This is a genomic window from Methanocaldococcus bathoardescens (assembly GCF_000739065.1).
Taxonomy (GTDB): Archaea; AGJL01; Methanococci; order Methanococcales; family Methanocaldococcaceae; genus Methanocaldococcus; species Methanocaldococcus bathoardescens.
This window is the reverse complement of sequence record NZ_CP009149.1, coordinates 1,140,916-1,166,674: the sequence shown is the minus strand read 5'-3', so window position 1 is coordinate 1,166,674 and position 25,759 is coordinate 1,140,916. Positions and strand designations below refer to the sequence as shown.

The 25,759-nt window shown below is 31.4% G+C and carries 35 protein-coding genes and 1 pseudogene; 27 read left to right on the top strand and 9 right to left on the bottom strand.

Going from position 1 to position 25,759, the window contains the following annotated elements:
* Positions 1-113 precede the first annotated feature (113 nt).
* Genes JH146_RS06015 through JH146_RS06005 form a run of 3 tightly spaced genes read left to right on the top strand, consistent with a single transcriptional unit; the run spans position 114 to position 1,985 of the window.
* Positions 114-458: a roadblock/LC7 domain-containing protein gene (locus JH146_RS06015; protein WP_048201314.1), complete on the top strand. Its 345-nt coding sequence runs from the start codon at positions 114-116 to the stop codon at positions 456-458.
* 43 nt (positions 459-501) lie between these two features.
* Entirely contained in the window at positions 502-1,518 is a 1,017-nt protein-coding gene (locus JH146_RS06010) for a H(2)-dependent methylenetetrahydromethanopterin dehydrogenase-related protein (protein WP_048202149.1), read from the top strand.
* A gap of 20 nt (positions 1,519-1,538) precedes the next feature.
* A complete protein-coding gene (locus tag JH146_RS06005; RefSeq protein WP_048202148.1) occupies positions 1,539-1,985 on the top strand; it encodes a V4R domain-containing protein in 447 nt (148 codons plus the stop codon).
* Positions 1,986-1,990: 5 nt separating this feature from the next.
* Here JH146_RS06005 and JH146_RS06000 read toward each other — a convergent pair whose 3' ends face one another.
* From JH146_RS06000 to leuB, 3 genes are all read right to left on the bottom strand, one after another.
* Positions 1,991-2,350 (bottom strand): molybdenum cofactor biosynthesis protein MoaE, encoded by a 360-nt coding sequence (locus tag JH146_RS06000; protein WP_048202147.1) that lies wholly within the window; start codon positions 2,348-2,350, stop codon positions 1,991-1,993.
* A gap of 266 nt (positions 2,351-2,616) precedes the next feature.
* The gene (locus JH146_RS05995) at positions 2,617-4,383 is read right to left on the bottom strand and encodes a ribosome biogenesis/translation initiation ATPase RLI (protein ID WP_048202146.1); all 1,767 of its coding nucleotides are present in this window, start codon (positions 4,381-4,383) and stop codon (positions 2,617-2,619) included.
* 107 nt (positions 4,384-4,490) lie between these two features.
* The gene (leuB, locus tag JH146_RS05990) at positions 4,491-5,489 is read right to left on the bottom strand and encodes a bifunctional 3-isopropylmalate/3-methylmalate dehydrogenase (RefSeq protein WP_048202145.1); all 999 of its coding nucleotides are present in this window, start codon (positions 5,487-5,489) and stop codon (positions 4,491-4,493) included.
* A gap of 122 nt (positions 5,490-5,611) precedes the next feature.
* Here leuB and JH146_RS05985 point away from each other — a divergent pair, with 122 nt between their 5' ends.
* On the top strand, positions 5,612-6,808 hold the full coding sequence (locus JH146_RS05985; RefSeq protein ID WP_048202144.1) for an acetylornithine transaminase: 1,197 nt from the start codon (positions 5,612-5,614) through the stop codon (positions 6,806-6,808).
* An 8-nt stretch (positions 6,809-6,816) separates the two neighbouring features.
* Here JH146_RS05985 and JH146_RS05980 read toward each other — a convergent pair whose 3' ends face one another.
* Positions 6,817-7,044, bottom strand: coding sequence for an ATP-binding protein (locus tag JH146_RS05980; RefSeq protein WP_048202143.1), 228 nt, complete (start codon positions 7,042-7,044; stop codon positions 6,817-6,819).
* A gap of 79 nt (positions 7,045-7,123) precedes the next feature.
* Between JH146_RS05980 and ptr2 the strand changes: the two genes are divergently transcribed.
* Complete coding sequence (ptr2, locus tag JH146_RS05975; protein ID WP_048202142.1) at positions 7,124-7,546, top strand: HTH-type transcriptional regulator Ptr2; 423 nt, start codon at positions 7,124-7,126, stop codon at positions 7,544-7,546.
* A 63-nt stretch (positions 7,547-7,609) separates the two neighbouring features.
* Here ptr2 and JH146_RS05970 read toward each other — a convergent pair whose 3' ends face one another.
* The 5 genes from JH146_RS05970 to JH146_RS05950 all read right to left on the bottom strand — a co-directional run bounded on the left by JH146_RS05970 (position 7,610) and on the right by JH146_RS05950 (position 11,524).
* On the bottom strand, positions 7,610-8,035 hold the full coding sequence (locus JH146_RS05970) for a ferritin-like domain-containing protein (RefSeq protein ID WP_048202141.1): 426 nt from the start codon (positions 8,033-8,035) through the stop codon (positions 7,610-7,612).
* 115 nt (positions 8,036-8,150) lie between these two features.
* Positions 8,151-8,591 carry a bacteriohemerythrin gene (locus tag JH146_RS05965; RefSeq protein WP_048202140.1) on the bottom strand — a complete coding sequence of 147 codons (441 nt, stop codon included), beginning with the start codon at positions 8,589-8,591 and terminating at the stop codon, positions 8,151-8,153.
* Positions 8,592-8,969: 378 nt separating this feature from the next.
* Positions 8,970-10,211 (bottom strand): FprA family A-type flavoprotein, encoded by a 1,242-nt coding sequence (locus JH146_RS05960; protein WP_048202139.1) that lies wholly within the window; start codon positions 10,209-10,211, stop codon positions 8,970-8,972.
* Between the two features lie 143 nt (positions 10,212-10,354).
* Positions 10,355-10,936: a V4R domain-containing protein gene (locus JH146_RS05955; RefSeq protein ID WP_052352078.1), complete on the bottom strand. Its 582-nt coding sequence runs from the start codon at positions 10,934-10,936 to the stop codon at positions 10,355-10,357.
* A 216-nt stretch (positions 10,937-11,152) separates the two neighbouring features.
* Complete coding sequence (locus JH146_RS05950) at positions 11,153-11,524, bottom strand: CBS domain-containing protein (RefSeq protein WP_048202138.1); 372 nt, start codon at positions 11,522-11,524, stop codon at positions 11,153-11,155.
* Positions 11,525-11,648: 124 nt separating this feature from the next.
* On the opposite strand from JH146_RS05950, the gene JH146_RS05945 reads away from it, so the two are divergent.
* From JH146_RS05945 to JH146_RS05840, 22 genes and pseudogenes are all read left to right on the top strand, one after another.
* The gene (locus JH146_RS05945; protein ID WP_048202137.1) at positions 11,649-11,963 is read left to right on the top strand and encodes a carboxymuconolactone decarboxylase family protein; all 315 of its coding nucleotides are present in this window, start codon (positions 11,649-11,651) and stop codon (positions 11,961-11,963) included.
* A gap of 32 nt (positions 11,964-11,995) precedes the next feature.
* Positions 11,996-12,346, top strand: a complete 351-nt coding sequence (locus JH146_RS05940; RefSeq protein ID WP_048202136.1) for a class II SORL domain-containing protein — start codon at positions 11,996-11,998, stop codon at positions 12,344-12,346.
* Between the two features lie 105 nt (positions 12,347-12,451).
* A complete protein-coding gene (locus JH146_RS05935; RefSeq protein ID WP_048202135.1) occupies positions 12,452-12,610 on the top strand; it encodes a rubredoxin in 159 nt (52 codons plus the stop codon).
* 16 nt (positions 12,611-12,626) lie between these two features.
* Complete coding sequence (locus tag JH146_RS05930; protein WP_048202134.1) at positions 12,627-12,908, top strand: MTH865 family protein; 282 nt, start codon at positions 12,627-12,629, stop codon at positions 12,906-12,908.
* Positions 12,909-12,935: 27 nt separating this feature from the next.
* Positions 12,936-13,452: pseudogene (locus JH146_RS05925) on the top strand (ferritin).
* Between the two features lie 18 nt (positions 13,453-13,470).
* On the top strand, positions 13,471-13,656 hold the full coding sequence (locus JH146_RS05920; RefSeq protein ID WP_048202133.1) for a rubredoxin-like domain-containing protein: 186 nt from the start codon (positions 13,471-13,473) through the stop codon (positions 13,654-13,656).
* 54 nt (positions 13,657-13,710) lie between these two features.
* Entirely contained in the window at positions 13,711-14,376 is a 666-nt protein-coding gene (locus JH146_RS05915) for a peroxiredoxin (RefSeq protein WP_048202132.1), read from the top strand.
* A 45-nt stretch (positions 14,377-14,421) separates the two neighbouring features.
* Positions 14,422-14,664 (top strand): rubredoxin, encoded by a 243-nt coding sequence (locus tag JH146_RS05910; protein WP_048202131.1) that lies wholly within the window; start codon positions 14,422-14,424, stop codon positions 14,662-14,664.
* Between the two features lie 26 nt (positions 14,665-14,690).
* Entirely contained in the window at positions 14,691-15,278 is a 588-nt protein-coding gene (gene rbr / locus JH146_RS05905; RefSeq protein ID WP_048202130.1) for a rubrerythrin, read from the top strand.
* A 23-nt stretch (positions 15,279-15,301) separates the two neighbouring features.
* Positions 15,302-15,652: a DsrE family protein gene (locus JH146_RS05900; protein ID WP_048202129.1), complete on the top strand. Its 351-nt coding sequence runs from the start codon at positions 15,302-15,304 to the stop codon at positions 15,650-15,652.
* A 41-nt stretch (positions 15,653-15,693) separates the two neighbouring features.
* Entirely contained in the window at positions 15,694-16,860 is a 1,167-nt protein-coding gene (locus JH146_RS05895) for an FprA family A-type flavoprotein (protein ID WP_048202128.1), read from the top strand.
* 175 nt (positions 16,861-17,035) lie between these two features.
* On the top strand, positions 17,036-17,455 hold the full coding sequence (locus tag JH146_RS05890; RefSeq protein WP_048202127.1) for a hypothetical protein: 420 nt from the start codon (positions 17,036-17,038) through the stop codon (positions 17,453-17,455).
* 19 nt (positions 17,456-17,474) lie between these two features.
* Positions 17,475-18,092 (top strand): flavodoxin family protein, encoded by a 618-nt coding sequence (locus tag JH146_RS05885; RefSeq protein ID WP_048202126.1) that lies wholly within the window; start codon positions 17,475-17,477, stop codon positions 18,090-18,092.
* Positions 18,093-18,103: 11 nt separating this feature from the next.
* Positions 18,104-18,676, top strand: coding sequence for an archaeoflavoprotein AfpA (gene afpA / locus JH146_RS05880; RefSeq protein ID WP_048202125.1), 573 nt, complete (start codon positions 18,104-18,106; stop codon positions 18,674-18,676).
* Between the two features lie 184 nt (positions 18,677-18,860).
* Positions 18,861-20,735, top strand: coding sequence for an anaerobic carbon-monoxide dehydrogenase catalytic subunit (gene cooS / locus JH146_RS05875; RefSeq protein ID WP_048202124.1), 1,875 nt, complete (start codon positions 18,861-18,863; stop codon positions 20,733-20,735).
* A gap of 79 nt (positions 20,736-20,814) precedes the next feature.
* Entirely contained in the window at positions 20,815-21,711 is an 897-nt protein-coding gene (locus JH146_RS05870) for a nickel-dependent hydrogenase large subunit (RefSeq protein ID WP_048202123.1), read from the top strand.
* Positions 21,712-21,739: 28 nt separating this feature from the next.
* Entirely contained in the window at positions 21,740-22,384 is a 645-nt protein-coding gene (locus JH146_RS05865; RefSeq protein ID WP_048202122.1) for an NADH-quinone oxidoreductase subunit B family protein, read from the top strand.
* A 38-nt stretch (positions 22,385-22,422) separates the two neighbouring features.
* Complete coding sequence (locus tag JH146_RS05860) at positions 22,423-23,208, top strand: Coenzyme F420 hydrogenase/dehydrogenase, beta subunit C-terminal domain (protein WP_048202121.1); 786 nt, start codon at positions 22,423-22,425, stop codon at positions 23,206-23,208.
* Positions 23,209-23,305: 97 nt separating this feature from the next.
* Positions 23,306-23,926 (top strand): N-glycosylase/DNA lyase, encoded by a 621-nt coding sequence (locus JH146_RS05855; RefSeq protein ID WP_048202120.1) that lies wholly within the window; start codon positions 23,306-23,308, stop codon positions 23,924-23,926.
* A 4-nt stretch (positions 23,927-23,930) separates the two neighbouring features.
* On the top strand, positions 23,931-24,338 hold the full coding sequence (locus JH146_RS05850) for a CopG family ribbon-helix-helix protein (RefSeq protein ID WP_048202119.1): 408 nt from the start codon (positions 23,931-23,933) through the stop codon (positions 24,336-24,338).
* Between the two features lie 190 nt (positions 24,339-24,528).
* Entirely contained in the window at positions 24,529-24,849 is a 321-nt protein-coding gene (locus tag JH146_RS05845; RefSeq protein WP_048202118.1) for a CGGC domain-containing protein, read from the top strand.
* A gap of 56 nt (positions 24,850-24,905) precedes the next feature.
* Positions 24,906-25,592, top strand: a complete 687-nt coding sequence (locus JH146_RS05840; RefSeq protein WP_081874478.1) for an ATP-binding protein — start codon at positions 24,906-24,908, stop codon at positions 25,590-25,592.
* The last annotated feature ends 167 nt before the right edge of the window (positions 25,593-25,759 follow it).

The following is a 25,759-nucleotide window of genomic DNA, read 5'->3' as shown; positions in this document are numbered from 1 at the left end:
TTTGAAAATCTAATTGATATTATTAATTTTTTTAATAATAATCATCAAAATTTATAATAAGGTTTATATAATACTATTCATAACACCCTCATGTGAAATTTTTGGGGGATAGTATGATTGATAGAATTTTATTAGAGCTAAATAAAACCGAAGGTATCAAAGGTTCAATGGTTGTTGGTAAGGATGGTTTGGTTATAGCTTCCCAATTGCCGGGAAATGTTGATGCTGAATTAGTTGGGGCTATGGCTTCAGCAGCATTTGGGGCTGCTGAAAGAACAGCAGCAGAAATCGGAATGGGTAATTTAGAACAAACAATGATTGAAGGAGAGCATGGAAAAACTCTAATGGTCGATGCAGGAGAAGGAATTTTGGTAGTTTTAACTGATGCGAAGGTTAACTTAGGTTTAATTAGAATTACAATGAAAAGAGCTGCAGAGAAGATAAAAGCAATGTTCTAAATAAATTCCAAACCTTTAAAAATTTGCTATGGGAGGGCTTAAAATGAAAATATCAGTATACGGGGCAGGAAATCAGAAACTCTATTTAGAGAAATTAAAAGTTCCAGAAAAGTTTGGAGGGGAGCCACCTTACGGTGGTTCAAGAATGGCTATTGAATTCGCTAAAGCAGGACATGATGTAGTTTTAGCAGAACCAAATAAGGATATAATGAGCGATGATTTATGGAAAAAAGTTGAAGATGCTGGAGTTAAAGTTGTTAGTGATGATATAGAAGCAGCAAAGCATGGAGAAGTGCATATATTATTTACACCGTTCGGTAAAATAACATTTAATATAGTAAAAACTATTATTGAACATGTTCCTGAAAATTCTGTTATTTGTAACACTTGTACTCTTCCAACCCCTGTTTTATATAGGTCATTAGAAGGAATTTTAAGATTAAAGAGAAAGGATGTTGGAATTTCATCAATGCACCCAACGGGAGTTCCAGGAACTCCTTCCCAAAAATATTACACAATTGCTGGAAAAGCTTTAGAAGGAAAAGAGTATGCAGCAGAAGAGCAGATAAATAAATTGGTTGAGTTAGTAAAAAGCATTGGAAAGATTCCTTACGTAGCTCCTGCTGATATAGTTCCAGCAGTTGCTGACATGGGAAGTTTAGTAACAGCAGTTGCTTTAGTTGGAGTTTTAGATCATTATAGAGTTGGAAGAGAACTTATTAATGCTCCAAAGGATATGATAGAAAAGCAAATATTAGTTTCTCTTCAAACTATCGCCTCAATTATTGAAACATCTGGAATAGAGGGATTGATGAAAGTTCTTGATAAAGATGCTCTCATTACATCCGCAAAGAATATGTTAATTGATGAAAGACAGAAAGATTTAGATTTAGCACTAAAAATAATTGAAGAATTTGACAAATCAACTATTGGAGAGAAAGATGTTAATCAAACATACTTAGTAGCTCCTCAGGCATTGATAAAAGAGGCAGTGTCTTTAATTGGACAGAGTGCTGTTGAGGGAATGATTAGAAGAAGCTCAAACAAATTATTTGAATAACTAAAAAAAGAGGGGTAGTAATGGCTTTAAAATTTACAATAGAAGAGATTTCAAAGTCCGATAGAGATACATTAGGAAGGGATATAGATATTACTGTTTTTAGATTAATAAGGTTTATGGATTTAGAAAGATATTTGGGAAGAGGAGCTCATGGAGTTATTTATGAATGTGGAAAAGAACTTGGACAGGCGTTAAATCCTTCATCTATTGATGATGTTGTTAAATTTTGTGAAAAATATAAAATTGGAAAAGTTGAGGTAGTTAATAAAGAACCATTACAAATTAGAGTACATGAATGTATTTCTTGTTCTGGACTTCCAAATGTTGGAGAAAATTTATGTTGGTTTGAAGGCGGTTTTATTGCAGGATGTTTAGAGAGCATATTGGATAAAAAAGTTAGAGTAAAAGAAACCCATTGTGCTGGTTTAGGAAATAATTTCTGCCAGTTTGAAATAAAATTCTTATAAAATTTTTAGTGGTATTTTTTCATCTCGTTTATTATATATTCTAAAACTTCAAAACCCTCTTTTCTATGTCTTGCAAAAACAGCTATTGAAGCAATTCTCTCTCCAACATTCAAGAATCCTGTGTTGTGGTAAAATAAGATATCAATAACATCAAACTTATTCTTTGCATCTTCTATAATTGATTTCAATTTTTCTAAGATATTCTCATCTATATGCATTCCTTTTGAAGGGATTTTTTCTCCATTTTTTATATCATACTCTCTAACAAATCCATTGAAAGTTACGACACATCCATATTTCCCTTTGTATTTTTCAATATATTCATCCATTTTTTTGCAAAATTCTTCATAGTTGTTAAAAATCATTTTCTCACCTAAAAAGAGAAAATTTTTAATTAATAGTTAAAGCTTAACCAGCAATAAAAAATTAACTTATATCTATTTATTTTTGTATATGGATTTATTAAAAAATAAAAAAATAGAAGAAATTTCCATCCTCCAAGAGATATTATTTCAACACTAAAATAAACTACTCTTTAGAAATTAGATAAAAATCTCAAAATTAGAAAATAGCTCCTCTAAAAATTTTAAATTAAAGATAAAAAATTCATAAGATAAATTTATAGATAAATTTATTCATCAACATAGTAATATTCTTCTCTTTCCTTCTGCATAATATCTCTTTGACTTCCTTCTTTATTAGCCCTTGGCCTTCCTGTCTCCGGGTCTCTTCTAAATGTAATCTGCATTTCTTTTAAGAATTTGTTAGCTCCCTCCCTTTTATTCATTGGGCTACTACCAACTCCAAACTTCCCTGGCTCTCCACTGAATACAATAAATCTATCTGAGATGTAGTCTTGGAATAATATGTCGTGGTCAACAACAAACATTCCTGCTTCTTTTTCATCTGCAATTCTTCTTATTACTTTTGAAACTCTCAATCTCTGCTCAACATCTAAAAATGCTGATGGCTCATCCAATAAATAGATATCAGCATCTCTACTCAAACATGCAGCTATAGCAACTCTCTGCAACTCTCCACCTGATAGCTCTTTAACTTCTCTATCCAATAACTTCTCTAACTGTAAAGGATTAATTATCTCTGATTTGTAGTAAGATGTGTGAATGTTAGTTATTGAACTCAATAAATCTTCAACAGTTCCATCATAATCTGGAGTAATATATTGCGGTTTGTATGAAACTTTTATATCTCCTTCTTTGATAACCTCTCCTTCATCCGGCTTAATTACTCCTGCCAACAACTTAACAAATGTTGTTTTTCCAATACCGTTAGGCCCTAAAATACCAATAACTTCTCCTTTATAAATAGTTCCTCCATTAACCTCTAATTTAAAATCTCCTAAAGTCTTTTTCATTGATGAATATGTTAATAAGATTGGTCTATTTTTGAAATCTATAACTGCCCTCTTCTCAAATACAATTGGCTCTTTTCTAAATCTTATATTCTCTTCCCTCAACTCTCCATAGAGATATTCATTAATTCCCACTCTAACACTCTTTGGCATTGAAACAATACCATAAGCTGAAGGAACCCCATACATGATGTGAATATAATCGGATAGATAATCTAAGACAATCAAATCGTGTTCTACAACAACAACTTTATTTAATTCTCTAATTAATCTTGCAGCGTTAAATCTCTGCCTAATATCTAACCACGAAGATGGTTCATCAAAGAAGTATATATCACCATTTCTTAAATAAGCAGCAGCTATAGCAACTCTTTGCAATTCTCCACCAGATAACTGGCTTAATTCTCTATCTAAAATATTTTTTAGCTCTAACTTCTCAACAACTTCATCAAATTTACCTTTTTCATCAACTTTCTTTAATAGCTCTCCAACCTTTCCTTTAACAACCTTTGGCAATATATCAACATATTGAACTTTATGAATTGCTCTTATCCCCTTATTTTTTAATTTTTCAAAGTATTCCTGTAACTCAGTTCCTCTAAAGTATTTTATAACATCATCATAATTTGGTTGTTTATCATGTTTCCCTAAGTTTGGAATTAACTCCCCAGCTAAAATTCTTAAGACAGTAGATTTACCAATCCCATTTTGCCCTATAATCCCAACAACTCCGTCTCTTGGAATAACCAAACCAAATAGCTTAAACCTATTCTGCCCATAAGAATGAACTATCTTATCCTCACTCAACTCTTCTGGCAATCCAATAATTGATATTGCCTTAAATGGACATCTCTTAACACATATCCCACAACCAGAACATAAAACTTCTGATATTACTGGTTTTCCAGTGTTTTCATCTATCTCTATAGTTTTTTCTCCCATTCTAACTCCTGGGCAGTATTTCATACATTCCATAGAACATTTCTTTGGCTGGCATCTATCATAATCAATGATAGCCAATCTCATAAAATCACCTCCTAATAAATAAAAATCTAAGTTTTTAACTTTATAAAATAAAAGAATTTGAAAAAATTTAAATTAAAGTAGAAAATAGCTTTTGATTATGATTAAATTTATTCTCTAACTCTTTTAGCTACTTCCTCAGCCATTTCAAAAGTATTTAAGTTTCCTCCTAAGTCAGGTGTTGTTAAACCTAAAGCCAAAACTTCTTCCAATGCTTTTTCAACTCTATCCGCTGCTTCATACTCTCCTAAGTATCTAAGCATTAAAACAGCACTTAATATTGTAGCTGTTGGATTAGCGATTTTCTTCCCAGCAATATCTGGAGCTGAACCATGAACTGGCTCAAACAAACCATGCTCATCTCCTATATTAGCTGAAGGAGCTAAGCCAAGACCTCCAACAGTTCCAGCAGCTCCATCTGATAAAATATCTCCAAACAAATTAGAGGTTACAACAACATCAAATGTCTGTGGCTTTGTTATGATATACATGTTCATTGCATCTATATAGTAATCCTCTGCTTTTATATCATCATATTCTTCAGCAACTTTATAGAAAACTCTCTTAAATAGCCCATCAGTTAATTTTAAAACATTTGCTTTGTGAGCACATGTAACTTTTCCTTCCTTACCCATCTTCTTTCTTTCTCTTGCTAAATTAAATGCAAATCTAAATATTCTCTCACATGCCTTTTCAGTAATAACTCTTGTAGCTATTGTAACTCCTTCATCAATCTCTGCCTCTATTCCTTTATAAAGCCCTTCAGTGTTTTCTCTAACTATGACATAATCAATATCTGGTCTTAAGCATTTAACCCCCTTATATGCTTTAACAGGTCTTACATTGGCATAGGTATCTAAGATATGCCTTAATTTAACAATAACATCTGCCGCTGTTTCTCCTGCAGCTCCAAATAAAACAGCATCACAATCTAAGGCAATTTCAATTGTTTCCTCTGGTAATGCTTTTCCAGTTCTTTTATAAACCTCATCTCCTGCCTCAGCATAAACAAATTCAAATGGCAATCCAGTTGCTTCTAAAACCTGTATTGTTGCTGGAACAACCTCTTTCCCTATCCCATCTCCTTCTATAACACATATCTTATGCATGATGTCACCAATTTTTATTGTTTGGTAATAGTAATATCTACGATTGCTTAAAAACATTTTTCCAATAAAAATAAATACACCACTTAATATAAGATTTCCCCATAAATCTTACTGGTGATTAAATGAATCAAGAGAACTGGATAGAGTTAGAGAAAAAATATCATCTCCAAATTTATGGAAGATTGCCTGTTGTATTGGTTGAAGGTAAAGGAATGGAGGTTTATGATATTGATGGAAAGAAGTATCTTGACTTCTTAGCTGGAATTGGAGTAAATAATGTAGGGCATTGCCATCCAAAGGTCGTTGAAGCGATAAAAAAGCAGGCTGAAACTTTAATACACACATCAAACATCTACTACACAATCCCACAAATAAAGCTTGCTAAAAAGTTAGTTGAGCTTAGTGGTTTAGATAGAGCTTTCTTCTGCAACAGCGGAGCTGAGGCAAATGAAGGAGCTATAAAGTTTGCAAGAAAATATGCATCAAAAATATTAGGAAAAGATGGAGGAGAAATAATCAGTATGTACAATGCATTTCATGGAAGGACTTTAACTACATTGGCAGCAACACCAAAACCAAAGTATCAGGAGGGCTTTTATCCCCTACCTCCAGGATTCAAGTATGTTCCATTCAATGATATAGAGGCTTTAAAAGAAGCTATAACCAACAAAACCTCTGCTATAATAATTGAACCAGTTCAAGGAGAAGGAGGGATTCATGTAGCTGATAAAGATTATTTAAAAGCTGTTAGGGATTTATGTGATGATAAAAACATTGTCTTAATTTTTGATGAAGTTCAATGTGGAATGGGAAGAACTGGAAAAATGTTTGCTTATGAGCATTATGATGTAAAGCCAGACATCTTAACATTGGCAAAAGCTCTTGGAGGAGGAGTTCCAATAGGGGCTGTTGTTTTAAAAGAAGAGATAGCAAAAGCTTTAAGTTATGGAGACCATGGAACAACCTTTGGTGGAAATCCTTTGGCTTGCTCTGCTGCTTTGGCATCAATTGAGGTTATAGAGGAACTTATTAAGGATAATAAAGTTATAGAAAAAGGAAAATATTTCATTCGAAAACTCGAAAATCTTAAAGAGAAATACAACTTCATAAAAGAAGTTAGAGGATTAGGTTTAATGATTGGTTCTGAGCTTGAATTTAATGGGGCAGAAATTGTTAAAAAGATGCTTGAAAAAGGATTTTTAATTAATTGCACTTCTGATACTGTTTTAAGGTTTTTACCACCATTAATTGTAGAAAAAGAACATATTGATGATTTAATTAATGCATTAGATGAAGTATTTGCTGAGATAAATGAGTAATTACCTTGTTATTTTTTATTTTCGTCTTTCTTTTTTGGTTTAACTACCTTAATTAATATTGCATTTGTTGGACATCTACCTGCACAAAACTTGCAGTTATGGCAGTATTCAACATCATAAGCATAATACTTTCCATTTTCATCTTTTGTCCATATTAATGGCCCTTTTGGACATACATCATAGCATCTTCCACATCCAATACATTTTTCCCTATCCACAATAATCTCGACTGCCATTCTCTTCCTCCAAAATTTTTATATATTGTTAAGTTATGTTATAATTAATATTATTAATTGTCCGAACTTCGGTGATATTGTGGATGAAAAAGACCTAAAAATTATTGAAATTCTTATGAGAAATGGAAGAAAATCATACACTGATATAGCAAGGGAGTTAGGGACGAGTGAAAGTTCTATAAGAAAGAGAGTTAAAAAATTAGAAGAAGAAGGAGTTATTAAAGGATATACTGCAATAATAAACCCCTCAAAAATTGGATATAACGTTGTAGCTTTAACTGGGTTTGATACTGAGCCAGATAAGTTCTTAAATGTTGCCAAAGAACTTTGTAAGTTTGAAGAAGTTAAAAAAGTATTTACATCAACAGGAGACCACATGATTATGGCTGAGATTTGGGCTAAAGACGGAAAAGAGTTCTCAGATTTAATTTTTAATAAGATTGGAAAGATTGAAGGTATAAAAAAGATTTGCCCAGCGATTATTTTAGAGCAGTTAAAATAATTTAAAATTTAAAAATAAAAAAATTTAAAGAATATTAAAGTCAAAAAATAGAATTAAGAGAATTTATTTAAAGTATCTGTCTAAGATTCCTTTTAACATTCTTGCGTGTCTTGCTTCATCTCTACTTGACTCATCAAAGAAGTCATGAGCAGGGTCTATACCAAGCTCTTTTGCTTTTGTTGCAGCAGCTTTTTTCTCTTTGTTTGCCATGCATTCTCCTTTTAACATCATTTCAATGTTCTCTTTTAAGTTCTCTGAAATTAATCCGTTCATTTCAGCAAAGTGTGCAGCGTGCTCAGCTTCTTCCATTGCAATTCTTATTAAAACTTCAGCAACTTCTGGTAACCCCTCCCTCTGAGCTTGTCTTGCCATAGCTAAGTATAAACCAACTTCCTTACACTCTCCCTCAAAGTTTGCCTGAACCTCTTTCTCTAACTCTGTTCCTTTTGTTACTCCTATTTTGTGTTCATTTATTAAGTCCAATTCCATCATCCCACCTTGATTTTTGTTTTTTATTATTTTTACATAATAATAATACGCAACTACGATTATATAATATTAATGGTTCGAGATTCGATATATATTTGATGAATTAATTCCAAATTTAATCAATATTAACCATTTCATCCTCGATAACAATACCTTTCTCTTTAAACCACTTTCCATATTCTTTATCTGGTTTTGCTATGTGCATTGTAAGCCATCCAACTAAAAAAGATAAAGCGCTTCTAAAATCATTTTCTGAACCTTCTTCAATCTTTGGAAGTAATTTTTCAATAACTGTTTTAACAAAAATTTCATGAGTTTTTTTATGCCTCTCTAAGTCAGGATATCCATATTTTTCCATAACCTCTTCTTCATGCTTAAAATGCTTTGCAGCATAATTAACAACCCTCTTCTTTAATAATTCCTTAGCTTCTTCCTTTTTTCCTTCTCCCAACAAACTATAAATCTCATTTAATGTTTTTACCAAAAATTTATGCTCATCATCAAACGCCTTAATCCCTGTTTCAAAATCTTTACTCCATTTGATTATTTCTCTCATAACCATCACCAATTAAAATTCTCTTCACAATTATTTAAAAATAATTAAATTAAATATTCAACAATATGAATATTTGTTTATATACAAACATTAACAAATTATATAAAGATTAAAATTCAAACTTAGTTTTAAAATATCCGTTTTCAGCTTACGATAGTTACTTTAAAATTAAGATATTTATATAACATTAATGGTTCGAAATTCGACACATATTTAATTAATTACTAAAATTTTTGTCAATATAGATATTTTATTTCCTATATATTTTAATTTTTCTTATGTGTATATTAATTTTTTTAATACCATTAATACAAATATTAAAATATATAAATAATAATGTCTAAAAATAAAAATTAAAAAACTAAAAAGAGAAGGAATTTATTCAATCTTCATTTCTTTAATTCTCTTAGCTAATTCTTTACCCATGTTGTAGCAGTTTGTTAATTCATCCTCTGTTGGAACATAGTAAAGCTCATATTGGTTAATAACCTCAAATCCACATTTTGCTAATTCTTCAGCAATTCTTGCTACTGCTCCTCCATTACCTCCCATTGAACCAAACGCTATTGCCAATCTCTTAAATCCAGTTCTGTTGAATTTGAGACCTCTTAAGTAGTAAATTAAGTCTCCAATTGATGGGTATGGTTCATCGTAGATTGTTGGAATTCCAAAGAGAACTGCCTTAGCATCTAATATATCCTTAACGATTTCACTTCTTTCATCTTCGTGCAAGAAGTACATTACAACATCAATTCCTTCACTCATTAAACCTTCTGCAAATGCATGAGCCATTTTTTGTGTTGAGTAGTGCATTGTGTCATAGACAATAACTGCCTTATCCTTAGCTGCTTTACCTGTAGCAAAGTCCTGATAAGCTTTAATAACTTTCATTGGGTCTGTCCATATCTGTCCATGTGATGGAGCAATCATTTTTATCTTTTCTAATAATCCTAAGTTGATAACTTCTTCAAATTTCTTCAATACGAGTTTTGATAATGGTGTAATTAAGTTTGCGTAGAACTTTTGATTTGCATCCATTAAGATGTATTCTGGAATATCTGTGTCAAATCTCTTATGTGCTGGGAAACATAAGTGCTGTCCAAATGCATCGTTTGAGAATAAAATTCCTCCTTCGTTATAGAATGTGAACATACTGTCAGGCCAGTGTAATAAAGGAGCTTCTAAGAATGTTAATGTTTTTCCTCCTAAATCAACTGTATCTAATGATTTAACAACTTTGAATGGTGCATTCTTTAATGATGGGTAGTGCTTTTTCAATCCCTCAACTGCTACTTCAGTACAGTATATTGGTGCTTCTGGGAACTTTTTGTGTATTTCAGGTAAAGCCCCACTGTGGTCTTTTTCTACGTGGTTTTGGACGATTACATCAATTTTAAATTCCCTCCCCTCTTTTTCAAAAGCGTCTTTTATCCTCCCCCACATTTGAGCAGATGTCCCTGGATATGTGTTGTCTATTAAAGCAACTTTTTCATCCCCAAAGACTAAGTATGCGTTGTAGGTTGTTCCTTTTAATGTATATCCGTGGTATTTTCTAATGTCCCAATCTAAAACCCCCACCCAATATACACCATCTGCTATTTTAATTGCATCTGCTTTCATATATTCCACCACCAAATAGCCAATTTTCGAAGTATTTTTAGTTCAATATTTATACAATATTTTTATCTTACTTTACATATATATTATCTTTACGGTTCGATGTTCGTTTTACTTATATAACATACAATCACACATTCGAAATATCAATCTTTTACAACTTCAATTTTAAAGTAACATGCATCAGCTCCCTGAGCCATGCATTTTATTTCATCAACTACAACTGTTTTTTTCAATATGCATTCCATTGCTCCTGCAATCAGCCCAGCATCAAAATGGCAGATTGGTTCATTAATATCCAAACCTCCACACATTGCACACTCTCTCACTTTTAAAATAAATGGCTTTCTACTTTCAATTTCCAAAATTCCTAAATTATTTTTTCTAAAGAATGTTTTTAATTCCCTAATATTTTTTGGTTCTAAAAACTTTCCAAATTCATATCCCATCTCATATAGTGTTATTTCAGAGCCTCGTTCTTTAATTTTCTTTATTACTATATATATCATAACTCTAAAAAGCTCTAATGGGATATATTCTTTAATTTTTCTGTCAGTATATTTCTTTTCATCAAACGTCATTTTTTCTTTATTAAACCCTTTCTTTAAATGTTCAACAACTTCATTAACCAACCCATCATCATTTGGCAAATCGTTCTTTTCTTTATCCTCCATAATTTCTTTAAAAATCTCACCCATCTCTTTATTCAATTTTAAATGTATGTGCAACATATCACCTTTAAAACTTAATGATTTGTAAAAAATCAAAATAATTTGTAAAACTCATTTTATTGATGGCTTATGCCATTTATGAACACAACCAAGTATATAATAAACACCTATAATTTAAAGTAAATAATAACTTTATCCATCATTTTTTCGCATAAATTTTTAAAAAAATAGACTAATTTCGAAAAAATTAAAAAAATTTTTAAAAAAGATTAATTATTTTTTATAATATTTTAATAAGTCAAAAACACTCAATGTCCCTACAACTTCATCGTTTTCATTAACAACAGGATAGGCAATTTCTTCATTTTTAATCATCTCTTCTATAATTTCGTCGGTTATCTCATCATCTTCTTTTAAAACTTTTATTTCATCAATAAACAGCATTAAATCTTCAATTTTTGAATGCTTACATCCTGCAAGTAAATCTAAAGCGGTTATCCATCCAACCAACTTTCCATCCTCTACAACTGGAGCATGATTTTTTCTTTCTTTATATAGAAATTGAACAACTTCACCCCCAATATCATTTGGAGAAATTTTTATAAAGTCTTTATTCATGATTTCTTTAACCTTCATTGGTATCATCCTTTTTTATTTTTAGAAATCAATTTAATTTTAGTTATTTTTAATAGTTTGGTTTAAAAGATTTTTGGTAAAATATATACCCACAAAAACAAAAATTAATTTAGAAATTATTTGAGGTGTTAAAATGAAAAATGAAGTTTTCTTTGGGGAGGGGATGAAAGCAGTTAAAGAAAAATATCCAGATTTGTATGAAGCAATTGTTAAATTAAATGAAGCAGCTTTCACAGGGAAAGTTTTAGATTATAAGACTCAAAAATTAATAGCTATTGGAATAGTTGCTTCAAAATGTGATGAAGTTGCAACAGAAAGGCAGATGAGAAGTGGAATGAAAGAACTTGGTATTACAAAAGAAGAGATTGCAGATGTTTTAAGAGTTGTTTTATTAACAAGTGGAATGCCTGCATTTATGAAAGCAATGAAAATTTTAGAGAAACTCTAAATATCAAAATTTTATTTTAAGGGGGAGGGGATATGAACTATTTTTGTGGAATAAACAGAATGAAAGAGGAAACCGATTTTGAAAAAAAGCACACTCCGTTTATAGAATGCCCAGAAGTCGTTAAAGCAGACGAATATTTTGAAGTTAAAATATCAACAGGAATTCCACATCCTATGGAAGATGGGCATTTCATCCAATGGATTGAGTTGTTTATGGGAGATATTTATTTAGCAAGAGTTGATTTTACCCAATTCATGAAGCCAGAAGTAAAGTTAATGGTAAAAGCCCCTTCAAAGGGACATGATAAATTCACCTTAAAAGCTTTGATGAGATGCAACTTACATGGTATATGGGAGTATGAGAAAGAGATTAAATTAGAATAAACTCACCAATTTTTTGACGAATTTAGTAGGATTAATGATAAATATAATATAGCAACATAAAAAATATTGCACAAAAAATTAAAAAATAAGAATGGGTGAAAATGGATGGCAAAATATCAGTGTATGTGTGGTTGGATTTATGATGAAGATGTGGGGGAGCCACCTCAAAATATCCCACCAGGGACAAAATTTGAAGAACTCCCAGATACATTCAAATGCCCACAGTGTGGTTTGGGGAAAAATGCATTTAGAAAAATAGAATAAAATTTTGGTGATGTAAATGATAACAACAAACCATCCACTATACGAAGCGTTAAAGGATATTCAAGACTTTAAACTAAAATTAGTTGAATACTTCAAAGACAAAAAAGTTTTTCCAATAAAAAGTAAAGTTGAGTTGGCAGAAGCTTTACCTTGTGGTTTATCTTTACCATGTGGAAATATAGAGGCTGGAGAATTAGTTAAATTGCTAACTGATAATGACTTCCCAATAAAAGACCCAGAAGATTTAGCTATAAAATTAGCAAATAAATGCTTAATTGAAAAGAAAGAAAAAGAATAAAATTATTGCCAAGTTTGGTGAATATTGATGATTAAAGAAAATATCTTAGATGCCTTAAATAAACAAATAAATAAGGAATTTTATTCAGCATATCTCTATTTATCTATGTCCGCCTATGCAGAATCTATCGGATTGAAGGGATTTGCCCAGTGGCTTAAAGTTCAAAGTCAGGAAGAATTAGACCATGCAATGAAGATATACAATTATGTTATAGAAAGAGGGGGGAAGAGTAAGATTATATGCCATAGAAGAGCCAAAAAATGACTGGGAATCAATTATTGAAGTGTTCGAAGATGGATACAAACATGAACAGTCTATAACTGAATCAATAAACAATTTAATGGATTTGGCAATTTCTGAAAAGGATTACGCAACAGTAAATTTCCTACAATGGTTTGTAAATGAACAAGTTGAGGAAGAAGCATCTTTTTCAGAAATTTTGGATAAGTTAAAATTAATTGGAGACGATAAAAGGGGCTTGTTTATGCTTGATAAAGAGCTTGGACAGAGAATATATACTCCTCCAACAACTGAGAAGATTTAATTCCTTATAGGTGAAAACATGACATGGTGGAAATGTTCAAACTGTGGTTATGTCTTTGAAGCAGAAAAACCTCCTGAGAAATGTCCAAACTGTGGGGAGATTTGCACCTTCTATGATGTAACTTGCTACACACCAGAATGTGGATGCCAAGGTTATGACCCAAAATTAGTTGCGAGAAGACCAAACGAGGAGAGTAGATTCTAATGCTTTTCTTCTTATCTTATTTTTTCACAAAAATGAAATGGGGGAGGGATAGTTATGTGTGAAGGAAAAATGCCAGTTATTGGAGAGAAATTTCCAGAAGTAGAAGTTAAAACAACTCATGGGACTATTAAATTACCAGATTATTATATAGAGAAAGGAAAGTGGTTTGTCTTATTTAGTCATCCTGCTGACTTCACCCCAGTTTGTACAACAGAGTTTGTAGGATTCCAAAAGAGATACGATGAGTTTAGAAAACTAAACACTGAATTAATTGGATTAAGTATAGACCAAGTTTTCAGCCACTTAAAGTGGATTGAATGGATAAAAGAAAAATTAGATGTGGAAATTGAATTCCCTGTTATAGCAGATGATAGAGGAGAATTAGCAGAAAAATTAGGAATGATAAGTCCATACAAAGGAAATAACACAGTTAGAGCTGTGTTTGTTGTAGATAATAAAGGGATAATTAGGGCTATCATCTACTATCCACAAGAAGTTGGTAGAAACTTGGATGAAATCGTAAGATTGGTTAAAGCCCTCCAAGTTTCAGATGAAAAAGGAGTAGCTATTCCAGCAAACTGGCCAGAGAATGATATAATTGGAGATAAAGCTATAATTCCTCCAGCATCATCAGTAGATGAGATAAAGCAGAGAAAAGAGGCATGTGAAAAAGGAGAAATTGAGTGCTTAGATTGGTGGTTCTGCTACAAAAAGTTATAATAAACTTATTCTTAATTTTTTATTTTTAAATTTTAGTGTGATACTATGGTAGAGCTTAAAATAGCATGCAAATTAGATGGAACCTGTGAAAAACCAAAATATAGAAAATATAAGTGTAGAGTTTGTGGATGGGTGTATGACCCATTAAAAGGAGACCCAAGTCAAAACATTCCGCCAAAAACCCCATTTGAAAAACTTCCAGATGACTGGGTTTGTCCAATTTGTAGGGGGAGGGTTGGAAAAGAATCTTTTGAACCATTAGATGAATGGGTAGTATTTAATGAATAAAAATCTTAAATAATAAGGGGAATTTTATGAAAGAGACCATTGTAAATTTAATAAAAGCATATATTGGGGAGAGTTTAGCAAGAAACAGATATACATGCTATGCAAAAATTGCAAAGCAAGAAGGGTATGAGCAGATAGCAGAGATATTCTTATTAACTGCTGAAAATGAGAGAGAACATGCTAAATGGCTTTATTATTTAATAACTGAACTAAAAAAGAAATACAATATTGATGAGAATTCAATAAAAGTTGATGATGTGGAAGTTCCAATTGTTTTAGGAAATACTGCTGAAAATTTAAAGGCATCAATTGAAGGAGAGCATTTTGAACACACAGAGATGTATCCAAAGTTTGCTGAAATTGCAGAGAAAGAAGGGCTTAAAGATATTGCAGATAGATTAAGGGCTATAGCAGTTGCTGAGAAACATCATGAAGAGAGATTTAAAAAACTGTTGAAGGAAGTTGAAAATGGTACTGTATTTAAGAAAAATGAGCCTATAGAATGGGTTTGTAGAAAATGTGGATATGTTCATGTAGGGGAGGAGCCTCCAGAAGAATGTCCATCTTGTAGCCACCCAAAGAAATACTTTGAAGTTAAATGTGAAAAATACTAAAAATACTAAATTGGGGGAGGGATATGAAAGTTGCATTCTTAATTTTTTCATATTCTAATAAAGATAAACCTAACATGCCAGTGATGTTCCACACGTTGTTGTTTGCAAATGAGATGAAAGAGAAAGGGGATGAAGTAAAGATTATATTAGAGGGAGAGGCAGTTTTATGGGCTAAAGATTTGTTAAGCGAAAATCACCCACTAAAAAACCACTTTGAAAAATTAAAAGATGATTTTGTAGTTTGTGAAGCATGCGCAACTATGTTTAACATCAAAGATGAAATTAAAGGAAAATTAAAGTTAGAAAATGATTTATTTGGACATATAAGCTTAAAGAAATACTTAGATGAAGGCTATAGAGTAATTGAACTCTAAATTAATTCTTTTTTAATTTAATTTCTTTTTAAGGTGATTTTATGGCAGTTGAAATAAAAAAAGATATCTTTTGGGTTGGTGTAATTGATTGGGAAATTAGGAATTTCCATGGCTACATAACACCAAACGGTTCAACTTACAACTCTTATCTAATAAAAGATAAAGAAAATGTCCTTATTGATACTGCAAAGGATTATATGTTCAATGAATTAATAAACGGAATCTCAAATGTAATAAATCCAAAAGATATTGATTATGTAGTAGTAAATCATGTAGAAAAAGACCACAGTGGTTGTGTTGATAAGATAGTTGAGATTAGTGGAGCAACAGTTATCACAAATGAAAAAGGAAAAGAAAACCTCTCATATTATTATGATATAAAAGGTTGGGATTTTACTGTTGTAGATACGGGAGATGAGATAAGTATTGGAAAAAGAACCTTAAAATTTATAAAAACCCCAATGCTCCACTGGCCAGATAATATGCTAACTTACTGTAAAGAAGACAAAATTTTATTCTCAAATGATGCATTTGGACAACATATAGCAAGTTCTGAAAGGTTTGATTATGAAATTGGAGATGAAATTTTTGAACATGCTAAAGAGTATTTTGCAAACATACTCATGCCTTATAAGATGCTAATTTCAGATGTTATAAATTCTGTAAAAAAGTTAGATATTGAACTCATCTGTCCATCTCATGGAATAATTTGGAAAGAATATACAAATGAAATAATAGGGAAATATTTTGATTGGGCAAATAACAAAATGGAAAATAAGGCAGTTATTGCTTACGACACCATGTATAACTCAACAAAAAAGATTGCCCACGCAATTGCTGAGGGATTAATAGATAGTGGTGTTAAAGTAAAACTATATAGAATATCAGAAACTCCAATGAATATAATTATGAGGGAAATTTTAGACGCAAAATATGTTCTAATTGGCTCACCGACTTTAAATAGAAATGTATATCCTGAAGTAGGTAAATTTTTATCGTATATGGAATGTATAAGGCCAATAGATAAAATTGGAGTTGCCTTTGGTTCTTATGGTTGGATGGAATGTGCTACTGAAAAAATTAAAAGAGTATTTGAGAATTTAGGATTTGAAATAGTTGATGATGAATGTTTAACAGTAAGATTTGTTCCAAAAGAAGAAAATCTAAAAAAATGTTATGAGTTTGGGCATAAGTTAGCAGATATGTAGTTTTTATAGGCAATTTACATCTTTAATTTTATTACTATTTTTTTTATTTATTCGTAAGAATTTTTAACTGTTATTCTATCTGGAGGGATAAAATAAAAGAATTAAAAATAAAAATAGAAAGAATGAGTTGTTATATATAAAAAACTTTGTCATGGTATTGAAAACAGGTAAAAATATGTTTGAAAAAGATAAAATTTACATAAGAAAAGAATTACATGGTAAATACGGAGGGAATAGAAGAAGTGGCATAAGCAAATCATCAAAATACAATATAATAATGCTATTCTATGGAAATAAAGGAAAAAAGTATGGATATGAAGATGGTTGGAAAAATGGAATTTTTTATTATTGTGGAGAAGGGCAAATAGGAGATATGGAGTTTAAAAAGGGAAATAAGGCAATTAGAGACCATTTAAAAGATGGTTATGAGCTTCATCTATTTGAAAACATGTCAAATGGAAAAGTAAAATATGTTGGGCAGTTTGTATGCATTGGCTATGAATTCAAAGAAAATTATGATATAGAGGGAAATCTAAGGAAAATGATTATTTTTAAGCTTATTCCTTATGAAAAATATGTAAAAGAAGCAGTTTAAATTTATAAATGGTGAAACTATGAAGGTCTTTGGAATTAGCGGAAGTCCAAGATTGCAGGGAACTCATTTTGCAGTAAATTATGCCTTAGAATATTTGAAAGATAAGGGGGCAGAAGTGAGATATTTTTCAGTTAGCAGAAAAACTATCAATTTTTGCATCCATTGCGATTACTGCGTAAAGAAAAAAGAGGGATGCATACATAAAGATGACATGGAAGAGGTTTATGAAAACCTTATCTGGGCTGATGGAGTTATAATAGGAACTCCAGTTTATCAAGGAAATGTTACTGGACAGTTAAAGACATTGATGGATAGGTGTAGGGCAATATTGGCAAAAAATCCAAAAGTTTTGAGAGGAAAAGTTGGAATGGGTATTGCTATTGGTGGGGATAGAAATGGAGGGCAAGAGATTGCTCTAAGAACAATACATGATTTCTACATAATAAATGAGATGATTCCAGTTGGGGGAGGTTCTTTTGGAGCAAACTTAGGAGCTACTTTTTGGTCAAAGGATAAAGGAAAGAAAGGAATTGAAGAGGATGAAGAAGGATTGAGAGTTTTGAGAAAGACACTTAATAGGTTTTATGAGGTTTTAAAAGAAAAAAAAAGGATTAAAATAACTAAATATCATAAATAAAGAGGGAGAGTATGCTAAAAATTGCATGGGGAATAACTGGATGTGGGGATAAACTACCAGAAGTTGTTGAAATAATGAAGAAACTAAAAAATAAATACAATTTGGATGTAGATATATATTTATCAAAAAGTGCAAAGATTGTTGTGAAGTGGTATAAACTTTGGGAAGTTTTAGAAGATGAGTTTTATGATTTAAGAGTTGAAGTTAATGCAAACGCTCCATTTTTAGTCGGGAAGTTACAAACTGGAAAGTATGATTTGTTTTTGGTAGCTCCAGCAACAGCAAACACAACTGCAAAAATAGCTTATGGAATTGCTGATACATTAATAACTAACTCAGTAGCCCAAGCAATGAAAGCAAAAGTTCCTGTTTATATTTTCCCACCAGATAACAAAAAAGGAAAAATAGAAACAATTCTGCCAGGTAATAAAAAGTTAACCTTATACATGAGAGATGTTGATGTTGAAAATGTTGAAAAAATTAGAAGAATGGAAGGAATTGAAGTTTTGGATAAACCAGAAGATATAGAGAAGGTTATTTTAAAGCATATAGAAATGAAAAAACAAAAACAAAAAGAAGAATAGATTTCTTACTATTTTTTCTATTTTTTTATTTCACATTTAATTTATTAATTTAAATTTTTCATTTTAATGTGAATATCGTTTTCAATAAAATTTTTGAAGACAATTTTCGCACCGTTAATGTTATTTATTCGTTGCTATACTAATGATTATCGTAAATCAAGTTAAAAAAATGTTGGTGATAGGTATGAAAAACTGCATCGCTGCTATACCAGAGATTAAAGAGATGGTTGAAAAGGCAAAGTTAAAGGGTATAGAGACCCCACACACAAGATTTCCAAACCAATTCCCAAAGTGTCCTTATGGATTGAAAGGAGTTTACTGTATATTATGTGCTAACGGACCTTGTAGAATAACAGAAAAAACTCCTTACGGTGTTTGTGGAGCAACAGCAGATGTTATTGTAGCAAGAAATCTATGCAGAGCAGTTGCTGCTGGGGCATCATGTTATGTTCACTGTGCTGAAAACGCTGCAAGAGCTTTATTATCGGCAGGTAAAGGAGAAGGAAGCTATGAGATAAGAAATGAGAAAAAATTAAGATTCTTAGCAAAAAAATTAGGATTTGATACAAATAAAGATGCTAAGCAGTTAGCTATTGAAGTTGCTGAGTTCATATTAGAAGATATGTACAAACCAAGATGGGAGAAGAGTGAGTTAGTTCCAAAACTCTGTCCAGAAAAGAGATTGGAAGTATTTAAAAAGTTAGATATTCTTCCAGGAGGAGCTAAGGGAGAGATTGTTGATGCATTAACAAAGACTTCAACAAACTTAAACAGCAATCCAATGGACTTATTAGTTCATTGCCTTAGATTAGGATTACATGCTGGATTTACAGGGCTTTTAATGACTTGCTGGTTAAATGATATTTTATTTGGCTCACCAAAGATTACAGTGGTTGAAAATGGGTTTAGTTCAGTTAAGCCAAACAACGTAAATATTATGATAACAGGGCATCAGCACGCTTTAATCCAACCATTATGTGAGGCAGCAATGGAAGAAGACTTAATAAAAATGGCAAAGGAAGCTGGAGCTGATGAGATTAAAATTATTGGAGCTACATGTAATGGGCAAGATATGGAAACAAGAATTGCTCACTTACCAGAAAGCTTTGTTGGTTACATAGCAAACAACTTCACAACTGAGCCATTAGTTGCTACTGGATTAATTGATGCTGTAGTTTCAGAATTCAACTGTACATTCCATGGATTGAAATTCGCTGCAGAGAAAACAAAGACAAAATTAATCTGTATTGATGACATGGCTTACATTGAAGGAGCTGAATACATCCCATGGGAGCCAGAAAATGCAAAAGAAAAAGCAAGAGAGATAATTAAGAAAGCAATTGAAGCATTTAAAGAGAGAAAAGGAATTCAAAAAGATTACTATGATACAAAAGTTAAATCAGTTGTTGGAGTTGGAGAAGATTCATTAGTTGAGTTCTTAGGAGGAAGTGTAAAGCCATTAATTGACTTAATTGCTAGTGGTAAAATTAAGGGTGTTGTTGGAGTTGTTGGTTGCTCTAATATAGCAAGTGGGGGGCATGACAACATAATTGTTACATTAACAAAAGAACTCATTAAAAGAGATATCTTAGCCTTAGCAGGAGGTTGTGTAAACAGTCCATTGAAACATGCTGGATTATTTGACCCAGCAAGCGCTGAATTAGCAGGAGAGAACTTAAAAGAAGTCTGTAAGAGCTTAGGAATTCCACCTGTCTTAAACTTTGGAGCATGTCTAAGTATTGCGAGAATTGAGCAAGTTGCAGTTGCAATTGCTGAAGAGTTAGGGGTTGATATCCCTGACTTACCAGTTGCAGCTTCAGCACCACAGTGGTTAGAAGAACAGGCATTAGCAGATGCAACCTATGCAATTGATATGGGGTTCACTGTCCACGTTTCACCAGTTCCATTCGTTACTGGCAGTGAGTTAGTAACAAAGGTTTTAACTGAGGCTGTTGAGGGCTTAACAGGAGGAAAATTAATCCCAGAACCAAACCCATACAAAGCAGCTGACATATTAGAGAAAGTAATTATGGAGAAGAGGAAAAAGCTTGGAATCTAATTTCTAAATTCTTTTTCAATAAAAATAGATTTTACACAAATTTCTCTTAAAAATATTAAAAACTTGATTAGGTGGAATTATGAAAATTAGAGGATTTGAGAGCTCAATGATGGGGAGAGATATAGATTTTATTCCCCCAGCAATGGCAAGATTATGTTGCTTAAATGAAATTTCCCATGCATTAGCAGGAGTTATGGCTGTTGAGAAAGCTTATAATATAACAGTCCCAAATGAAGGACAGCATTTGAGAGAAATTGCAAGATTGGGAGAGATTGTTGAAGTAGATGCAATAAAGTTAGATGAATTCATAGATACAGACAAATTGGCAGATATTGGAAACAAAATAAAATCAATTTTAGGAAAAAAAGGAAAATATTTAAGTGTTGGTGGAATTTTAGAAAATATAAGTGACAAAAGAAAAGAAAAATTACTAAATTTAGCAAAAGAAGGATTAAACTTAGTTAATAAGGAATTTATTAAGTTAGTTGATGAGAGAAAGAAAAAGATTCCATTGCCAGATGTTAAGTTAATTGACGCTTACAGCTTTGATGTTAATAAAGTAGAAACAAATGGATTACCAAAAACAGCACTTTATGATGGAAAAGTAGTTTATAGTGGAGCTTTGGCGAGAATGTATAAAGAGGGGCTAATAAATTCAAAAAACTTATGGGATGTGTTATCTTCAAGGATGATTGAAATAGAATTCTCATTAAATAAAATTATTGTGCTTTTAAACAAGTTAAAATTAACACAGCCATACATGGAGCCAATTATAAAGGATGGAAAGGCTGTTGGGGAAGTTGTTATAGAAGGGGGAGAAGGAATTATTTATCACAAAGTTGAGCTACTTGGAAGAGAGATTTTGGATTATACAATATTAACAAGTGAAAACTTCAACAAAGCAGTATTAGATAGCGTAGATAACGATGAAGCAAAAAGAATCATTCAGCTTTGTGAAAGATGTTACTATTTATAAAGTATCTTTAGTATAAAGAGGTGATTTTATGACCGGATGCGGTTCTTGTGGTAAGATTATCAAAAATATTGAAAAGAAATATTACAACAAATTAAAAGAAAAAGGCATTGCATTGGTTGGAGGAGCAGTTAATTTAGATGATGAAGAGGAAGTTAAAAAAATAAAAGAAATTAGGAAAAATTCAAAAATATTAATAGCCGTTGGTAGCTGTGCTGTAAGTGGAGGTTTCCAAAGAATGCTTATTGGATTAGAAAACGGATTTCCACAAAGGTTTGTTAGAGTTGGGGATGTTGTTAAAGTAGATTATGCAATAATTGGCTGCCCACCAGATGAAGAAGAGGTTGAAAGAGTAGTTAAAGCAGTTATTGAAAAAGATAGGGAAGTTGTTGATTCATACTTAATACTAAAGCCATACGAGGTTATTGCTGGAAAGCCACTTATTGATGCCTATATGAAAGTTAATGAGGTTTTATTAACTTCAAATAAAGAGCTATGTTTAGGATGTGATGATAAGCCAATAAATGATGAGTTCTGCACCGGTTGTGGAACATGTGTTGCTAAATGCCCAGCAAACGCTCTAACTATTGATGAAAAGCCAAAAGTCAATATAAGCAAGTGTATTAAGTGTGGAACTTGCTTCTTCAACTGTATAAGAGTAAAAGAAGTTGTATAATTTGATAAAACTTTATTAAAGTTTCGAGGTGAGGCATAATGAAATATCTCTCAGTAAAATCAAAATTAAATATTGAAGCACAGGATGGGGGATTTACAACAACCTTTTTAGGTTATTGTTTGGAGAGTGGCATATTAGATGCAGTAGTAGTTGTTAGAGATAAAAATTGGAAACCAATTGCTTATTTAGCTACAAACACAGTTGAGTTATTGGAATCACCGAAGAGCAAATACTCTATCTCACCAAACAACAAGTTATTAGAGTATGCAACCGAAAATTATGATAAAGTTGGGTTGGTTGGTTTGCCTTGCCATATATTGGGAGGATTGCAGTTTGATTTAGCTTTAAAAGTTGGATTGTTCTGCACTAAAAACTTCCACTATGAAACAATAAAAAACATTATAAAAGAGAGATTTGGACTTGATATGGATGAAGTTGTTAAAATGAACATTACAAAAGGAAAATTTGTTGTTGAAACCTTAAAAAGAACAGATTTAGTCCATTCAGAAAAAGTTGTTTATGAAATTCCAATAAAAGAGATTGAAAAATTCTGCAACTTAGGATGTAGAGTTTGCACCGATTTCTCAGCAAAATACGCAGATGTATCAGTTGGAAGTGTGGGAAGTGAAGATGGGTGGAACACTTTAATTATAAGAAATAAGATGGTTGAAGATATAATAAATGAAATGACTGAGAAAGGATTAATTGAGGTTAAAGAGACAGTTGATATTAAAGCAGTTGAAAAATTAGAAAACATTAAGAAGAAAAATGAAGAGATTAACAAATGTTCTGCATACTTTGCTGTATGTCCAGCGCTCTTTTAAAATGTAATGCTTTTTTATTTTTGATATCTAACCGTAAGAGATATAAATTTGGTTTTTAATAAGATTTTTTGTTTTTTATAATTTTAATGGTGATATAATGCTAATTAAAAAAATTGAAGAGCTAAAAAACTCAGAAATTAAAAATATTATTGACAAAAGAATCCAAGAATTTAAATCTTTTAAAAATAAATCTAACGAAGAGTGGTTTAAAGAACTATGCTTTTGCATCTTAACAGCTAATTTTACAGCTGAAGGAGGAATAAAAATACAAAAAGAAATAGGGGATGGATTTTTAACACTTTCAAGAGAAGAGTTAGAAGAGAAATTAAAAAATTTAGGGCATAGATTTTATAGAAAAAGGGCAGAGTATATTGTTTTAGCACGAAAATTTAAAAATATTAAAGATATAGTCGAAAGTTTTGAAAATGAAAAGATAGCAAGAGAGTTTTTAGTGAGAAATATAAAAGGGATTGGGTATAAAGAGGCAAGCCATTTTTTGAGGAATGTTGGTTATGATGATATTGCCATAATTGACAGGCACATACTAAGAGAGCTTTATGAAAATAATTACATTGATGAAATCCCAAAAACTTTGAATAGGAAAAAATATTTAAAAATTGAAAATATATTGAGAGATATTGGGGAGGAAGTGGATTTAAAACTCTCTGAATTAGATTTATATATATGGTATTTAAGGACAGGAAAAGTTTTAAAGTGAGATTATGGTAAACGTTGAAAGAATTAGTATATCGTTTTCAAAATATCTTTTAAAAGAGATAGACGACATCGTCAAAAAGAAGGGGTATTCAAGTAGGAGTGAATTGATAAGAGATGCTGTAAGAAAACACATTTTGGAAAGTAACTCGTTAGATAAGGAAGGAAACATTAGTGGGATTATTATTGTTGTTTATACACCAACAAAAGAGTCGATGGAAAAAATGAGTAAGTTGTATTTTGAATATAATGATGTGGTTAAATCATTAAATCAATCTTATATAACAACATCATGTGGTAAAAATAAGAAGGTAGAGATTTTTGTTGTTGAAGGGGATGCAAAGAAAATTTCTGAATTTTATGAAGAAATTTCAAAGATTGATGGGAAGATTTATGATAAAGTTATCGTATTCTAATCTTTTTTAATATTTGGATTAATTAATATTACTTTTTTTATTTTTTCATATTAATTATACCACCAAACTCTAACAAAAAAAATAATTATTGTCAATTTTTTTGAGTTAAAAAGGTCAAAAATCTTTTTATATCATTAAATATACCATATAATTTGACAACTAAAAATAAAAATAAAATGCTGGTGAGATTGTGACAAAGGTAGCAATTTTAAGATGTGACAGTGCAGCAAAGACATGCCCTGCAGTAGGTTGTATGACAGCAGCATTAAACAAGAAAGACACATTTAAGGACTATGAGGATGTTGAACTTGTAACCATGATAACATGTGGTGGATGCCCAGGAAGATTAGGATTGAATCAAATAAAACAATTAATAGAAAAGCATGGAGTAGAAGTTGTTCACTTTGCAACTTGCATGAGTGCATTAAAACCAAAATGTAGATACGCTGAAGAAATGAAGGAAGAGATTGAAAAGATGGGGGCAAAGGTTGTTATGGGCTCACACTTCTAATTGAAAGTTAATTTTTTAATTCTTATATAAATTTAAATGTTTAAATGGTGGTATTTATGAAAATAACGAGATATAGAGTTGAAGTTGACCAGGAAAAATGTATTGGTTATGAAGAATGTGGGCTGTGTATTAAAGCGTGTGAAGAAAATATTCTAATCCCAGACCCAGAAACTAAAAAGGTTAAGGTTAATAAAGAAAAAGAAATTTATTGCGATGGAATAGGAACATGTTTAGATGTATGCCCGGTAAATGCAATAAAAATAACAAAAGAAGAAATTGAAGTTAATGAACATCAACATTCAGGACATAAATGCCCTGGTTCAATGGCAATGACATTAAAAAGAGATAGAAAACCAGAAAAAGATGATGATGTAGAGCTAAGTTCAGAGCTAATGAATTGGCCTATACAACTCCATCTATTGAATCCAACTGCTCCATACTTCAAAAATGCGGAACTTCTTATAGCAGCAGATTGTGTTCCATTTGCTTATGCTAATTTCCACAAAAAATTCTTAAAAGGAAAGGTTTTAGCTATTGGATGTCCTAAATTGGATGACACTTCAGGATATATAGAGAAAATAAGAGCAATTGTTAAATTAAACAACATTAAAAAAGTTGATGTTGTGATAATGAGCGTTCCTTGCTGTCATGGACTGTATGCTTTAGTAAAGAAAGCTCTTGAGGGAATTGATTGTGAAATAAAAAAGCATGTTATTTCAATTGATGGAAAAGTGTTGGAGTAATACTAAAACTAAAACTATTCATAATAATTATATCTAACATACTCACAACTATGAATATTAATTGTCTAAACTACCAAAGGAAAATTATCAGAAATCTTTTTATATTATTAAAAATAAAAAATTATTCGTAAAGTGCCAATCTAAAATGCCCTCGTAAAGGATTGGCT

Excerpts from the sequence above, each read along its gene's own strand:
- JH146_RS06015 (WP_048201314.1), top strand. The coding sequence starts at position 114 with ATGATTGATAGAATTTTATTAGAGCTAAATAAAACCGAAGGTATCAAA.
- JH146_RS06010 (WP_048202149.1), top strand. The coding sequence starts at position 502 with ATGAAAATATCAGTATACGGGGCAGGAAATCAGAAACTCTATTTAGAG.
- JH146_RS06005 (WP_048202148.1), top strand. The coding sequence starts at position 1,539 with ATGGCTTTAAAATTTACAATAGAAGAGATTTCAAAGTCCGATAGAGAT.
- JH146_RS06000 (WP_048202147.1), bottom strand. The coding sequence starts at position 2,350 with ATGATTTTTAACAACTATGAAGAATTTTGCAAAAAAATGGATGAATAT.
- JH146_RS05995 (WP_048202146.1), bottom strand. The coding sequence starts at position 4,383 with ATGAGATTGGCTATCATTGATTATGATAGATGCCAGCCAAAGAAATGT.
- leuB (WP_048202145.1), bottom strand. The coding sequence starts at position 5,489 with ATGCATAAGATATGTGTTATAGAAGGAGATGGGATAGGGAAAGAGGTT.
- JH146_RS05985 (WP_048202144.1), top strand. The coding sequence starts at position 5,612 with ATGAATCAAGAGAACTGGATAGAGTTAGAGAAAAAATATCATCTCCAA.
- JH146_RS05980 (WP_048202143.1), bottom strand. The coding sequence starts at position 7,044 with ATGGCAGTCGAGATTATTGTGGATAGGGAAAAATGTATTGGATGTGGA.
- JH146_RS05970 (WP_048202141.1), bottom strand. The coding sequence starts at position 8,035 with ATGGAATTGGACTTAATAAATGAACACAAAATAGGAGTAACAAAAGGA.
- JH146_RS05965 (WP_048202140.1), bottom strand. The coding sequence starts at position 8,591 with ATGAGAGAAATAATCAAATGGAGTAAAGATTTTGAAACAGGGATTAAG.
- JH146_RS05960 (WP_048202139.1), bottom strand. The coding sequence starts at position 10,211 with ATGAAAGCAGATGCAATTAAAATAGCAGATGGTGTATATTGGGTGGGG.
- JH146_RS05950 (WP_048202138.1), bottom strand. The coding sequence starts at position 11,524 with ATGATACCAATGAAGGTTAAAGAAATCATGAATAAAGACTTTATAAAA.
- JH146_RS05945 (WP_048202137.1), top strand. The coding sequence starts at position 11,649 with ATGAAAAATGAAGTTTTCTTTGGGGAGGGGATGAAAGCAGTTAAAGAA.
- JH146_RS05940 (WP_048202136.1), top strand. The coding sequence starts at position 11,996 with ATGAACTATTTTTGTGGAATAAACAGAATGAAAGAGGAAACCGATTTT.
- JH146_RS05935 (WP_048202135.1), top strand. The coding sequence starts at position 12,452 with ATGGCAAAATATCAGTGTATGTGTGGTTGGATTTATGATGAAGATGTG.
- JH146_RS05930 (WP_048202134.1), top strand. The coding sequence starts at position 12,627 with ATGATAACAACAAACCATCCACTATACGAAGCGTTAAAGGATATTCAA.
- JH146_RS05920 (WP_048202133.1), top strand. The coding sequence starts at position 13,471 with ATGACATGGTGGAAATGTTCAAACTGTGGTTATGTCTTTGAAGCAGAA.
- JH146_RS05915 (WP_048202132.1), top strand. The coding sequence starts at position 13,711 with ATGTGTGAAGGAAAAATGCCAGTTATTGGAGAGAAATTTCCAGAAGTA.
- JH146_RS05910 (WP_048202131.1), top strand. The coding sequence starts at position 14,422 with ATGGTAGAGCTTAAAATAGCATGCAAATTAGATGGAACCTGTGAAAAA.
- rbr (WP_048202130.1), top strand. The coding sequence starts at position 14,691 with ATGAAAGAGACCATTGTAAATTTAATAAAAGCATATATTGGGGAGAGT.
- JH146_RS05900 (WP_048202129.1), top strand. The coding sequence starts at position 15,302 with ATGAAAGTTGCATTCTTAATTTTTTCATATTCTAATAAAGATAAACCT.
- JH146_RS05895 (WP_048202128.1), top strand. The coding sequence starts at position 15,694 with ATGGCAGTTGAAATAAAAAAAGATATCTTTTGGGTTGGTGTAATTGAT.
- JH146_RS05890 (WP_048202127.1), top strand. The coding sequence starts at position 17,036 with ATGTTTGAAAAAGATAAAATTTACATAAGAAAAGAATTACATGGTAAA.
- JH146_RS05885 (WP_048202126.1), top strand. The coding sequence starts at position 17,475 with ATGAAGGTCTTTGGAATTAGCGGAAGTCCAAGATTGCAGGGAACTCAT.
- afpA (WP_048202125.1), top strand. The coding sequence starts at position 18,104 with ATGCTAAAAATTGCATGGGGAATAACTGGATGTGGGGATAAACTACCA.
- cooS (WP_048202124.1), top strand. The coding sequence starts at position 18,861 with ATGAAAAACTGCATCGCTGCTATACCAGAGATTAAAGAGATGGTTGAA.
- JH146_RS05870 (WP_048202123.1), top strand. The coding sequence starts at position 20,815 with ATGAAAATTAGAGGATTTGAGAGCTCAATGATGGGGAGAGATATAGAT.
- JH146_RS05865 (WP_048202122.1), top strand. The coding sequence starts at position 21,740 with ATGACCGGATGCGGTTCTTGTGGTAAGATTATCAAAAATATTGAAAAG.
- JH146_RS05860 (WP_048202121.1), top strand. The coding sequence starts at position 22,423 with ATGAAATATCTCTCAGTAAAATCAAAATTAAATATTGAAGCACAGGAT.
- JH146_RS05855 (WP_048202120.1), top strand. The coding sequence starts at position 23,306 with ATGCTAATTAAAAAAATTGAAGAGCTAAAAAACTCAGAAATTAAAAAT.
- JH146_RS05850 (WP_048202119.1), top strand. The coding sequence starts at position 23,931 with ATGGTAAACGTTGAAAGAATTAGTATATCGTTTTCAAAATATCTTTTA.
- JH146_RS05840 (WP_081874478.1), top strand. The coding sequence starts at position 24,906 with ATGAAAATAACGAGATATAGAGTTGAAGTTGACCAGGAAAAATGTATT.